Source organism: Saccharopolyspora cebuensis (assembly GCF_039542665.1).
Lineage (GTDB): Bacteria > Actinomycetota > Actinomycetes > Mycobacteriales > Pseudonocardiaceae > Saccharopolyspora > Saccharopolyspora cebuensis.
On sequence record NZ_BAABII010000003.1, the window covers coordinates 1 to 12,398 of the forward strand.

14 protein-coding genes are annotated in these 12,398 nt (G+C 72.5%); 3 read left to right on the forward strand and 11 right to left on the reverse strand.

The window, feature by feature from the left end; genetic code table 11:
* Positions 1-166: 166 nt before the first annotated feature.
* The gene (locus ABD976_RS02660) at positions 167-2,131 is read left to right on the forward strand and encodes a PhoX family protein (RefSeq protein ID WP_345356517.1); all 1,965 of its coding nucleotides are present in this window, start codon (positions 167-169) and stop codon (positions 2,129-2,131) included.
* A gap of 181 nt (positions 2,132-2,312) precedes the next feature.
* Entirely contained in the window at positions 2,313-2,867 is a 555-nt protein-coding gene (locus tag ABD976_RS02665; RefSeq protein WP_345356520.1) for a TetR/AcrR family transcriptional regulator, read from the forward strand.
* Between the two features lie 111 nt (positions 2,868-2,978).
* Here the strand turns inward: ABD976_RS02665 and ABD976_RS02670 are convergent, their stop codons facing one another.
* The 8 genes from ABD976_RS02670 to ABD976_RS02705 form a co-directional block, all read right to left on the reverse strand.
* Positions 2,979-3,179: a hypothetical protein gene (locus ABD976_RS02670; RefSeq protein ID WP_345356523.1), complete on the reverse strand. Its 201-nt coding sequence runs from the start codon at positions 3,177-3,179 to the stop codon at positions 2,979-2,981.
* A complete protein-coding gene (locus tag ABD976_RS02675) occupies positions 3,176-3,397 on the reverse strand; it encodes a hypothetical protein (protein ID WP_345356526.1) in 222 nt (73 codons plus the stop codon). The genes ABD976_RS02670 and ABD976_RS02675 overlap by 4 nt, the downstream gene beginning before the upstream one ends.
* Positions 3,398-3,480: 83 nt before the next feature.
* Complete coding sequence (locus ABD976_RS02680; protein ID WP_345356529.1) at positions 3,481-4,668, reverse strand: helix-turn-helix domain-containing protein; 1,188 nt, start codon at positions 4,666-4,668, stop codon at positions 3,481-3,483.
* Positions 4,669-4,966: 298 nt separating this feature from the next.
* On the reverse strand, positions 4,967-5,167 hold the full coding sequence (locus tag ABD976_RS02685; RefSeq protein ID WP_345356532.1) for a hypothetical protein: 201 nt from the start codon (positions 5,165-5,167) through the stop codon (positions 4,967-4,969).
* Positions 5,164-5,382: a hypothetical protein gene (locus ABD976_RS02690; RefSeq protein WP_345356535.1), complete on the reverse strand. Its 219-nt coding sequence runs from the start codon at positions 5,380-5,382 to the stop codon at positions 5,164-5,166. Before ABD976_RS02690 ends, ABD976_RS02685 begins: the two co-directional genes overlap by 4 nt.
* 89 nt (positions 5,383-5,471) lie before the next feature.
* Entirely contained in the window at positions 5,472-6,704 is a 1,233-nt protein-coding gene (locus ABD976_RS02695; RefSeq protein WP_345356538.1) for a helix-turn-helix domain-containing protein, read from the reverse strand.
* Positions 6,705-6,826: 122 nt separating this feature from the next.
* On the reverse strand, positions 6,827-8,035 hold the full coding sequence (locus ABD976_RS02700; RefSeq protein WP_345356541.1) for an acyl-CoA dehydrogenase family protein: 1,209 nt from the start codon (positions 8,033-8,035) through the stop codon (positions 6,827-6,829).
* A 7-nt stretch (positions 8,036-8,042) separates the two neighbouring features.
* Complete coding sequence (locus ABD976_RS02705; protein ID WP_345356544.1) at positions 8,043-8,579, reverse strand: SCP2 sterol-binding domain-containing protein; 537 nt, start codon at positions 8,577-8,579, stop codon at positions 8,043-8,045.
* Between the two features lie 119 nt (positions 8,580-8,698).
* On the opposite strand from ABD976_RS02705, the gene ABD976_RS02710 reads away from it, so the two are divergent.
* Positions 8,699-9,349: a TetR/AcrR family transcriptional regulator gene (locus ABD976_RS02710; RefSeq protein WP_345356547.1), complete on the forward strand. Its 651-nt coding sequence runs from the start codon at positions 8,699-8,701 to the stop codon at positions 9,347-9,349.
* Between the two features lie 74 nt (positions 9,350-9,423).
* Here the strand turns inward: ABD976_RS02710 and ABD976_RS02715 are convergent, their stop codons facing one another.
* From ABD976_RS02715 to ABD976_RS02725, 3 genes are all read right to left on the reverse strand, one after another.
* Positions 9,424-9,975, reverse strand: coding sequence for a DUF4232 domain-containing protein (locus ABD976_RS02715; RefSeq protein ID WP_345356550.1), 552 nt, complete (start codon positions 9,973-9,975; stop codon positions 9,424-9,426).
* A 199-nt stretch (positions 9,976-10,174) separates the two neighbouring features.
* On the reverse strand, positions 10,175-10,993 hold the full coding sequence (locus tag ABD976_RS02720) for a MaoC family dehydratase (protein WP_345356553.1): 819 nt from the start codon (positions 10,991-10,993) through the stop codon (positions 10,175-10,177).
* A 2-nt stretch (positions 10,994-10,995) separates the two neighbouring features.
* Complete coding sequence (locus tag ABD976_RS02725; RefSeq protein ID WP_345356556.1) at positions 10,996-12,333, reverse strand: 3-oxoacyl-ACP reductase; 1,338 nt, start codon at positions 12,331-12,333, stop codon at positions 10,996-10,998.
* Between the last annotated feature and the right edge of the window lie 65 nt (positions 12,334-12,398).

The following is a 12,398-nucleotide window of genomic DNA, read 5'->3' on the forward strand; positions in this document are numbered from 1 at the left end:
CCCTGAACCCAAGGGCACCCTTGCCCAAGTAACTTGGACAAGGGTGCCCCTCACTCATGTCACGTTCGGGTGAGGGGCCGACACGTCGACGTGCTGTGGGTCCGCGACCGGCGGTCGGGACGGGCTTACGCTGCGGTTTCCTTCGCGAGCAGCCTTGGAGGTCGCGGTGCCGGAACCGTCGGGCGAACATCGGTCCCTGCCCCTCGTGGGCCGGGCGCGGGCGACGTGCCGCCACCGGTGCGGCGACCAGTGCGCGGGTCCCCCGCCGAACCCCTCGGACACCCCGCACTTCGGCGACGTGCTGCGCGCGGTGCTGGACCGCCGGGGCCTGCTCAAGGCCGGTGCGGTGGTCGGCACCTCGATCGCGGTGCTGCCCGCGCTGCCGGGGCGGGAGGCCCGCGCCGCGCCGGGGCTCGACTTCACCCCGATCCGCCCGAGCACCGCCGACGCCGTGGTGGTCCCGGACGGCTACCGGCAGGACGTGGTGATCCGCTGGGGCGATCCGGTGCTGCCCGGCGCCCCGCAGTTCGACCCCGACGCGCAGACTCCCGAAGCGCAAGCCGCCCAGTTCGGCTACAACAACGACTTCTGCGCGCTGCTGCCGCTGTCCGGCCACCTCGACCTCATGGTCAACAACCACGAGTACACCAGCGAGGAGTTCCTGTTCCGCGGCTACGACCCGGCGCACCCCACCGAGCAGCAGGTGCGGATCGCCTGGGCGGCGCACGGCATGTCGGTGGTGGTGCTGGACCGCCGCGGCGCCCCGCGCCCCGTGCCGCACCGGCTGAACCGGCGGATCACCCTGCACACGGAGTTCGAGGTGCGCGGCCCGGCGGCGGGCAGCGACCTGCTGAAGACCCCCGCCGACCCCACCGGCACCCGCGTGCTGGGCACCATGAACAACTGCTCCGGCGGGGTCACGCCGTGGGGCACGGTGCTCTCCGGCGAGGAGAACTTCCACTTCTACTTCGCCGGGGCCGACCGGATCACCGACCCGGAGACGACGCGGCGGCTCGGCCGCTACGGGATCCGGGGCGGCGCCAGCGACCGCGGGTGGGAGCGGTTCGACTCCCGGTGGGACCTCGCGCGGCAGCCGAACGAGCCCAACCGGTTCGGCTGGGTCGTCGAGGTCGACCCGTACGACCCCGGATCGACGCCCGTCAAGCACACCGCGCTGGGACGGCTGAAGCACGAGGGCGCCACCGTCCGGATCGCCGACGACGGCCGCGTCGTGGCCTACACCGGCGACGACGAGCGGTTCGAGTACCTCTACCGCTTCGTCTCCGACGGCCGGGTCAAGCGCGGCGGCAGCAGGCACGCCCGCAGGCACAACATGGCGCTGCTGGACTCGGGGACGCTCTCGGTCGCCCGGTTCACCGGCGACAGCCCGCCCGCCGAGCTCGACGGTTCGGGCACGCTGCCCGCCGACGGCGAGTTCGACGGCACCGGCGAGTGGATCCCGCTGGCGCACGGCGACGTCAGCTTCGTGCCGGGGATGAGCGCCGAGGAGGTCCACGTCTTCACCCGGCTCGCCGCGGACGCGGTCGGCGCCACCAGGATGGACCGGCCCGAGGACGTGCAGCCGCACCCCCGCACCGGTCGGGTCTACTGCGCGCTGACCAACAACCGCCGCCGCGGCCCGGCCGAGGTCGACGAGGCCAACCCGCGCGCCGCCAACAAGCACGGGCAGGTCCTGGAACTCGACGACGACCACACCGGCACCGCGTTCCGCTGGAACCTGCTGCTGGTCTGCGGCGACCCGAACGACCCGTCGACCTACTTCGGCGGCTTCGACAAGTCGCAGGTCAGCCCGATCTCCTGCCCGGACAACCTGGCCTTCGACCGGCACGGCAACCTGTGGATCACCACCGACGGCAACGCGCTCGGCGCCAACGACGGCCTCTACGCGGTGCCGCTGGACGGACCGCAGCGCGGGCGGGTGATGCAGTTCCTCAGCGTGCCGCGCGGCGCGGAAGCCTGCGGGCCGGTGATCGCCGACGACCTCGTGCTGGTCTCCGCCCAGCACCCCGGCGAGGTCGACGGCGCCGACGCCGACCACCCGGCGTCGCACTGGCCGGACGGCGGGAACTCCCTGCCGCGGCCCGCGGTCGTCGCCGTCCGCCGCCGCTGAGACCACCCGTTCAGGTGCTCTTTCGCCGAGTGCGGGGCACCTTCGTCCGACATGGCCGGATGGAGGTGCCCCGCACTCCGCCGGTGCCGGGGAGCGCACCGCCGCGGCTCCCCGACCGGTGTGCCCCGGACGCGCCGCCGAACCGCCCGGGTCGTCGCCGACCGCCGGTAGACTGCGCTGCGTGCCCACCGGTCAGACGAGCGTGCACTCCGAGGACAAGCGGGCGCGGCGCTCGCGGGAGGCGATCGTCGGCGCGACCATCCGCTTGGTGTCCCGCGCGGGAAGCGAGGTCTCGGTCGCCGAGATCGCCCACGAGGCCGGGGTCAGCCGCCGCGCCGTCTACCTGAACTACGAGACGCGCGACAACGTGCTGCTGGCCTCGGTCGCCCACCTGCTGCGCTCGGCGTTCCCGGAGCACGACATCAGCGCCGCGCGCGGCGACGGCGACGAACCCCCCGAGCTGCTCCGGGACCTCGCCGGGCACCTGCTGGCGCACCGCGACTTCTACGCCACGGTGCTCACCGGCCCCAGCGCCCACCACGTGCAGCGCCACGTGCTCGACACCTTCGCCCCCGACGTCGCGGGCATCATGGGCACCGACCGGCCCGACCACGACATCCACTTCGTGATGTACGGGATCATCGGGCTGTGCACCGAGGCCCTCACCACGGCCGGGCCGACCGACGCCGAAGCCGTGGCCGCGACCATCTGGTGCACCCTCCGCCGCATCCGCTGAGCGCGCTACAGGCGGCGGAGTCCGGCGAGGACCCGTTCGAGCAGCCACCTGGGCGGTCGATTCAGGTCGCCGGAGAAGGCGGTCACGTAGCCGCGCGGGGGTCGGCGGTGCTCAGCCATGGCAGCCCGGTCCGCAGGCGTGGTGTCGGGCGTAGTGCTCGATCGAGGTCGTCACGCACGTCGTGCAGGCTTCTCGGGGCCTCGCCGCCGGGCGGAAGGCGGACGGCATGCCGCAGAGCGTTTTCGGCCCGCGTACCCGGATGTGCACGATGCCGCTCGTGTCGGTCCACGGACCGGTCGAGATCGTCGTCATCCCCGGACCACCACCCGGGGACGCGCGGGGCCGGTGGTCTTGGCCACCGGCCCCGCCGGGGTGCCGCCGCGCGCCGCGCTGAGCATCGGGGGATCGCGTCGCGTCGGGCGGTCGGTGGCCGTTCCGGGTCTGCTGATCCGCCACCACAGGCAGAATCCGGGGACGAAGATCGCGGCCCAGACCAGCACGGCGACGAGGACCAGCAGCGGTTGCGCCATGTCCTGAGCGTCGTCACGCGCTCACCGCCGCCACAGGGGTTGCGCGCGGATGCGCATCGCTGATCTGCCGATGCGCATGGGTGCTACCCGCCGTGGATCATCCCCCGGTATGCCTCGCGCAGTTCGGACGATTCGGGGAGCGGCGTCACCGCGGTGACCACCTCGCTGAGTCGCCAGTAGTTCGACGGGGGGATCTGACCGGTGGCGATCGCGGTGTGCGCGGCTCCGCACGCCTCGTCGAGCCGGTTGGTCTTCGCGGCGATGAGCGCGAGGTCGACGTGTGCTGAGGCGTAGCGACGTGGCCATGCCTGCACGGAGCCGTGCGGGGCGAAGCGGGCGATCACCTCGCGCGCGTAGCGTTCGCCTTCCGGGTCCCCGAGCCAAGCGAGGGTCGTTGCGGTGTAGGCATCCGCCTTGGTCGGGTCGTAGCGGTAGTGGTGCTCCACATCGGCGGGGGTGCCCAGACGCGCGCACAGGTCGTGGACCACCTCCAGCGCGCGGTAGGTCGCATCGGCGTCGCCGAGGCGGGCGGCGGCTCTCCCCTCCTGCGCGGTCGCCTGGATGGCGATGGAGCTTCCGGTGGGAGCGTGGTGCCGGGCGGTGCGGGCCAGCTCCCGCGCTCGACGGTGATCGCCTCGGGTGATGGCCCGCCACGCTTCGGTTTCGGCGATCCATGCCCGGATCTCGGGGTGCTCGGCGTCGTTCGCGAGGCTCGCCGCGCACCGGAGCCACGCCGTCGCCTGTCGATGCTGGTCGAGGTCGATGTGCACGGTCGCGGCGAGCAGGGACAGCCATCCGCCGATGATCACGAGGCGGCGGTGCTGCCCGAGGCTCATGCGGCCGGTGTCGAGCAGTCGGCCGACGTAGCCGACGTGTTCATCGATGCGCGGCAGCAGGTCGATCGGGGCCGTCGTCGGGTAGTCCGTCGCCAGATCGTCGAAGGCGCATTCCAGGTTCGTCAGCGTTTCATCGCCCACGTCGCTGGCCGCTACCCGACGGGCGAGCTCCAGAGCCTCGAATTCGCTACCGGTTCCGGGGTCGGTCTGTCGTGCGGGGGTGCGTTCGCGACCACGGGCGAGTTCCCGGAGCATCCCGCCCGTGCTGAGCAGATCGTCCAGTCGGCTCGCGGTGTGGAGGTCGACGGCCTGCCGCCCGGACTCGTACCGGGACAGGCTCGATTGGCTGCACGGCACCAGTGCCGCGAGCCGCGGTTGCGACAGGCCCGCAGCTTCCCGCGCAGCGCGCAGAGCTCCACCGAAGGTGGTGACCATGATGACGCCTCTTCCGCCGAGTCCCCGCCGTCGGCGTTCCGGGCGTCCCCGGGGCCTCCGGCGGGGAGGTACTACGAGCGTAGCGACGTCCTGATCAGGTGACGAGCGCCTGACGACTGCTCGCCCGAGTCTGGCTGGCGGCTTGGTGGGGGGATCGGAGGCGTACGCGGTGGATCGGCGTTTTGGGTTGTGCTACAGGCGGCGGAGTCCGGCGAGCACCCTTTCGAGCAGCCACCTGGGCGGTCGATTCAGGTCGCCGAAGAAGGCGGTCACGTAGCCGCGCGGGGGTCGCCGGTGCTCAGCCATGGCAGCCCGGTCCGCAGGCGTGGTGCCGGGCGTAGTGCTCGATCGAGGTCGTCACGCACGCCGTGCAGGCTTCTCGGGGTCTGGCCGCCGGGTGGAAGGCCGCCGGCATGTCGCAGAGGGTTTTCGGTCCGCTCACGCGGAGGTGGACGATGCCGCTCGCGTCGGTCCACGGACCGGTCGAGATCGTCGTCATCCCCGGACCACCTTCCGGGGGCGGGCGGGGCCGGTGGTGCTGGCCACCGGCCCCGCCGGGACGCCGCCGCGCGCCGCGCGGGATTTCGGGGGATCGCGTCGCGTCGGGCGGGTGGCCGCTCCGGGTCTGCTGATGCGCCACCACAGGCAGAATCCGGGGACGAAGATCGCGGCCCAGACCAGCACGGCGACGAGGACCAGCAGCGGTTGCGGCATGGCACAACCCTCGCCCCGGTCGGCGCGGGCGAGGGTTGCAGATCAACACGGGACGCCACGGGGTGCGGACTGCACCCTGCGGCAGGGGGTTACACGGTGAGCCCGAGGCGGGTCGCGAGGTTCCGGGCGTCGCGTTCGACGAGGCGACCGCCGGAGGTCACCAGTTCCCCGGCGAGCCCCCGGCTGAGCGGGTGGCAGCGCATGGATTCCTCGCTGATGTCGGTGGCGCGCTGGAGGGTGTGCAGCGCGGCCAGCGAGTCCCTCTTCTGGTGGTAGGAGCGCGACATCTCCAGCCACAGCCGGGCGCGGCGGTCCACGCTGGGCACGGAATCGGGGTCCACCGCGTCGGCGCGTTCCAGGGCGCTGGCGGACTTCCGCATGTCCACGTGGACCGACACGGCGGTCAGCATCGTGTTCGCGGTGCCGAACAGGGTCCAGGGGTGGGTGAAGTCCCGCGGCATCCGGCGGGCCATCTCTTCGCCCTCGTCCAGCGCGTGCAACGCGTTGCCCTCCTCGCCCATGCGGGCGGCCGTGATCGCGGCATGGAGGCGCACCGAGCCCCACAGGGCGCGGGAGTCGTCCGGACCGCTCGCCAGGTACGGCTCCAAGAGGTCAGCCGCGTCGTTGGCCAGCCGGTAGGCGTCCTCCTCCCGGCCGGTGGCCCGCCATACGTTGCCCAGCACCCACGCGGCCCCGGCGAGGGGCTCGGGCCGGTCGGCTTCCTGCGCCGAGGTCATGCACCGGTCCGCCGCGAGCCACAGCAGCGCGGAGTCCGCCACCCACGCGAGGACTTGTTCAGCCAGCGCGTAGGCCGAGGTCAGCGCCATGTGCGCAGTGCGGCGGTCCTTGCCGGTCGTGACCCGGGCGGCGCGGCGACCGTCGCGGACGAGCTGCGGCAGCAGCGCTCCGGCCGAGGCACGCGGTGTCGGGGAGGTGTGCCAGAGGTGCCAGGCGTCGGCCGCGCGTTGCAGCAGTGCCCGCACGTCCGGCTCCGGCCCGTCGTCCTGGAACCGGAATGGGGTGGACTCGATCGCCTCGCGCAGTCCGGACACCACGGGATGACCCTCGCGGCGCTGGAGACCGGCCGAAATCGGCGCGGACCCGGTCCCGGTCAAGGTCGTCACGTCAACGTGGAGCACGCTCGCCAGCGCCACCAGCATGTCCCACCGCGGGGGGAGCCTGCGGCCCCGCTCCACGTCCTTGAGCCACTGGGCGCTGCGGCCCACCAGGTTCGCCACGACGGGCCGGGACTTGCCCTGGCGTTCGCGTATCGCCTGGATGCGGGTACCGATCGGCAGGCCCGCGAGTTCGTCAGCGTTCATCGCTCTTCACCTCGTCCGCCGAGTCCCCGCCGTTGGCGTTCCGGGCGTCCCCGGGGCCTCCGGCGGGGAGGTACTACGAGCGTAGCGACGTCCTGATCAGGTGACGAGCAGCGTTCGGCGGGTCACTGGATGTGGCGGCCGGAGATGGCTCGGGCGATGACGAGCTGCTGGATCTGCTCGGTGCCTTCGAAGATGTCGTAGATCTTCGCGTCGCGGTGCATCCGCTCGACGGGGAACTCCCGGGTGTAGCCGTTGCCGCCGAGGATCTGGATGGCGCGTTCGGTGGCCCAGGTGGCGACCCGGCCCGCCTTGAGCTTGGACATCGAGCCCTCGCCCGCCCGGAATCCGTCGTTGCGGCCGAGCCAGGCGGCGCGGTGCACCAGCAGCCGGGCCGCGTCGATCTCCATCCGCATGTCGGCGAGGGTGAAGGCGATCGACTGGTTGTCGATGATCGGCCGCCCGAAGGTCTCGCGCTGCTGCGCGTACTCCAGCGCGGTCTCGTAGGCGGCGCGGGCGATGCCGAGGGCCTGGGCGCCGACCGTGGGGCGGGAGAGCTCGAAGGTCTTCATCGCGGCCTGACCGCTGGCCTTGCCGCCCTCGCGGGCGCGGGCGAGCCGCTCGTCGAGCTTCTCCTTGCCGCCCAGCAGGCACCGGCCCGGCACCCGCACGTCGTCGAGGAACACGTCGGCGGTGTGCGAGGCGCGCAGCCCGTGCTTGCGGATCTTGCTCGGGGAGCTGAGCCCCTTGGTGCCCGGCGGGACGACGAACGCGGCCTGACCGCGCGAGCCCAGCTCGGGGTCGACCACGGCCTGCACGACGTGGACGGTGGCGATGCCGCCGTTGGTGGCCCACGCCTTCTGGCCGTTGAGCACCCACTCGTCGGTGGCCTCGTCGTAGACGGCCTTGGTCCGCATCGCGGCGACGTCGGAACCGGCGTCCGGCTCGGACGAGCAGAACGCGGCGACCTTCGGATCGTCCGCGTCGCCGTAGCACTGCGGCACCCACTCGGCGAGCTGGTCGGGCGTGCCCGCGGCGAAGATCCCGGCGACGGCCAGCGTGGTGCCGAAGATCGCCATCCCGATGCCGCCGTCGCCCCAGAACAGCTCCTCGTTGGCGATGGGCAGCGACAGCCCGGTGTCGTCGGCCCAGAACGTGGCGACCGACTCGAAGCCGTAGAGCCCGACCTTGGCGGCCTCCTGGATGATCGGCCAGGGCGTTTCCTCGCGCTCGTCCCACTCGGCGGCGGCGGGGCGGATGGTCTTCTCGGCGAAGCCGCGCACCCAGTCGCGCAGCTCCCGCTGCTCCTCGCTCAGTTCCAACGAGAAAGTCATGGCGTCCTCAGGCTTTGGGGATCTGGAACAGCTTCGTGAGCCCGGCGGCGAAACCGACGTCGCCGGCCACCTTCAGCTTGCCGGTCATGAACATCATCGGTGCCGAGGCGTTCCCGGAGGCCAGTTTGAGGAATTCCGCCGGGGCCGCGGTGATGGTGACCCGGGGTTCGTGCTCGGGTTCCTTGCTGGTGGTGCAGGTCCCGCCGGAGAGCACGCACTCGTAGCGCAGCAGGTCGGACTCGTCGGTGCCGATCCGCCAGCGCACCACCGCCTCGGTGCGCTCCCCGCCGTCGTAGTGCTCGCCCATCCGCCGGAACACCTCGTCGAGGATGCGTTCGCGCAGTTCCGGGTGGGCCATCACGGCCTGGATCTGGGCGTCGGAGGCGCGCGAGATGAGCCGGGCGAACTGCTCGGGCGCCAGCTCGGCCAGCGCGGCGCCGGTGTCCGGCTGCGCGGCGGCGGCTTCGAGCAGGGCGACGAACCGCTCCTGGTCGACCTTCTTGGGATCGAGGTCGCCGAGGGCGGCGATCGGGTTCTCCGGCATCTGGTCCTCCATTACCTACTCGCGAGTAAGACTACGTTCGAGTAGCTTCGGTGACAACCGCCCACGGGTGATCTGTCCTGTTCTAACCTGGTGGGCAGGACCGGGGGACAAGAGGTGTGATGAAGGCCGAGGACAACGGGCGCCCGCGCAGCCGGCGGCTGCCGCGCGAGGTCCGGGAGCGGCAGATCCTGGACGCGGCCGTCGAGGTCTTCGCCGCCAGGGGCTTCCACAACGCCTCGATGGACGAGATCTCCGAGGTGGCCGGCGTGTCCAAGCCGATGCTCTACGCCTACCTCGGGGCCAAGGACGAGCTGTTCATCGCCTGCGTGCGGCGCGAATCCACGCTGCTCATCGAGACCATCGGCGGTGCGGCCGAAAGCGACCTGCCGCCCGTCGAACAGCTCTGGCGCGCGCTGCGCGTCTTCTTCGAGTACGTGCAGCGCAACCGCGCCGGCTGGACCGTGCTGCACCGGCAGACCAACTCCCAGGGCGAACCGAACGTCGCCGAGCTCGTCGAATGGCGGGAACGCGCGATGGTGCTCATCGCCGAACTCCTCGCCCGCGCCACCGACGGCTCGGCCCAGCCGATGCAGCCGCAGCAGACCGAACCGTTCGCCGCCGCCCTCGCCGGGGCGGGCGAAGCGCTGGCGGACTGGTGGGTGGACAACCCCGAGCACACCGCCGACGGCCTGGCGATGCGGCTGATGAACATGGTCTGGATGGGCTTCGGCGACCTCGTCGAAGGCCGCACCTGGACCCCCGCGGAGTAGCCGCCGGACGGTGCGGCTGCGGGCCGAGGGGCGCGGTCGGCCGGGGTGGGGCGCCCGGCCGACCGCGTTCGGGCTCAGCTGAGCTGACCCGGGTCGGCGACCATCTCGGTGACCTCCAGGGACTTGGCGGGGATCTCGATGGCGCCCTGCGGGAGGTCCACCACCAGCTGCTCCGGCATGTCGGGCAGGTGGGCCTGGAAGCCGCTGATCACGTAGCTGTTCGGGTCGCTCTTGGCTCCCTCGTGCACCGCGACGCCCGCGTAGGCGGCCTGACCCGGGGCGAGGCTGAAGTGGTCCACCGCGGGCGGCGTCTGCACGTTCTCGGTCGGCAGCTGCTCGACCGGCTCGCCGGTCATGTCGGTGCCGGACACGCCGGGCCATCCGCCGTTGAGCTCGCAGGTCTTGTCGGAGGTGTTCTTGATCTCCAGCGCGAAGGCGGGCCCCGGCTTGTCCGGCAGTGGCGTCATCGACAAGGCGAAGTCCGTGGCCGCGCAGTTGGAGGTGCCGATGTCGCCCGGGGCGGGGTCGGCCTGCTGCGACGCGGCCATCGCACCGCCACCGAGGAGCAGCATCGCGCCGCCGGCGATCGCGGCGATGGTCGAGGTCTTCTTGGTGCGGTTGAACATTTCGTCCCCCGTGCGCTCGTTGGTTCTTTCACCCCCTAAGACGCCCATCCCCCGGAGGGGTTGCGCGCCCGCCGGAAAAAAGATCATCGGCGCGCTCGACCGTCGTGGACCAGGTGAGGGGCACCTTCATCCGACATAGCCGGATGAAGGTGCCCCTCGCTCACCACACTTCTGGACTCACCACGCTCCCGGGTGACGATCAGCGGACGGTGCCGAGGAGGTGCGGTTTGCCCGAGCGCGACGTCAGGGCGAAGTCGCGGCCCCCCTCGGTGCGCCGCGCCGCGAAGTCCACGGTGGACGGCAGCAGCAGCGGCTTGGCGAAGTCCACCTCGACGGTGCAGGACTCCGGCAGCCGCAACGCCGCCAGGCACCGCGCCTTCGACCACATGCCGTGCGCGATCGCGCGCGGGAAGCCGAACGCCTTGGCCGCCAACGGGTTCAGGTGGATCGGATTGCGGTCGCCGGAGACCGCGGCGTAGCGGCGGCCGAGGTCGCCGGGCACCCGCCAGGTCGCGGTGCGCTCCCCGGCGTCCACCTCGCGCCGCGACGGCTCGCCCGAACCCGGACCGCGCCGCAGGTAGGTGCTGGTCTCCCGCCACACCACCGCGCCGTCCACCTCGGTCTCGGTGAGCACGTCGAACCGGACGCCCTTGGGGTGCGGGCGCGCGTCGGCGACCCGGACCCGCTGGGTCAGCTCCTCGGTCAGCAGCAGCGGCCGGTGCTGCTCGATGCGGTTGGCCACGTGCACCAGGCCCACCAGCGGGAACGGGAACCCCGGGTCGGTCATCAGCTTCACCGACATGCCGAAGGACAGCACGTGCGGGTAGGTGATGGGCAGCTCGTCGCGGAGGCCGAACCCGCACACCCGGTCGTAGGCGGCGAGGTGGTCGGGGTCCACGCGGATGCCGCGCCGGACGTACTCGGTGCTCGGCAGCTCGCCCCCGCGCCGGGTGGGCGTGGTGGCCACCGCCTTGGCGTAGAGCGCGGTGAGGTTCGGTGCGCCGGTCAGCTCGGTCATCGTCACGCTCCCAGCAGGCTCTGGCCGCAGACCCGGACCACGTTGCCGTTCACCCCGGCGGAGGACGGGTCGGCGAACCACGCGATCGTCTCGGCGACGTCGACCGGCAGCCCGCCCTGGCGCAGGCTGTTCATCCGGCGCCCCGCCTCGCGCACGGTGATCGGGATCGCCGCGGTCATCGACGTCTCGATGAACCCGGGCGCCACCGCGTTGATCGTCGCGCCGTGCTCGGCCGCCGCCGTCGCGGTGGCGCCGACCAGGCCGATCACCCCGGCCTTGGAGGTGGCGTAGTTGCTCTGCCCGACGTTGCCCGCGATGCCGCTCATCGACGACACGCAGACGATCCGGCCACCGGGGCGCAGCGGCGATCCGGGCGCCAGCAGCGCCTCGGTGATCCGCTCCGGCGCGGTGAGGTTCACCGCGAGCACCGCGGCCCACTGCTGCTCGTCCATCCGGCCGATCGTCTTGTCCCGGGTGATCCCGGCGTTGTGCACCACGACGTCCACCCCGCCGTGCCGCTGCGCCAGGTGTTCGGTGATCCGGCGCGGCGCGTCCTCGCCGGTGATGTCGAGCTGGAGGGTGGAGCCGCCGATCTCGTTGGCCACCGCGGCCAGGTCACCGCCCTGCGCGGGCACGTCCAGGCACACCACGTGCGCGCCGTCGCGGGCCAGGGTCCGCGCGATGGACGCGCCGATGCCGCGCGAGGCGCCGGTGACCAGCGCGACCTCGTCCGCCAGCGGGCGATCCGGGTCGACCTCGGGCACCTCGGCCGCGCCGACCCGCACGACCTGCCCGGAGACGAACGCCGATTTCGCCGACAGCAGGAAGCGCAGCGTCGAGTCGGTGGCGCCTTCGGCGCCGCGCGAGACGTGGACGAGCTGGGCGGTGGCGCCGCGCTTGAGCTCCTTGCCCGCGGTGCGCACGAAGCCCTCCAGCGCGCGCTGGGCGGCCCGCTCGCGCGGGTCGGTGATCTCCTCCGGCGGGGTGCCCAGCACGAGCAGCCGACCGCAGCGGTCGATCTCGCGGATCGTGGGGCCGAAGAAGTCGCGCAGCGCGTGCAGGTCCTCGCTGCGCGCGATGCCGGTGGCGTCGAACACCAGGCCCGCGTACCGCTCGCCCTCCTGGCCGGTGTGCCGGGCCGGGGCGCCGACCTCGGCCAGCGTCGCGGCGATCGCGTCGCCGAGCCGGGAACCGGGCGCCGCACCGACCAGGACCGGGCCGGTGACGACCGGGTCGCCGGGCTGGTGGCGGCGCAGCGGGGTCGGTGCGGGCAGCCCGAGGCGCTTGGTGATCTGCCGCCCGATCGGCGACGTGGTGAACTGCTGGTACCGGTCGGACATAGGACACTCCTGCGGGTTCGGCCATCGCTCGACGCACAAGCTACCCGCCGGTAACGTAGATTGCC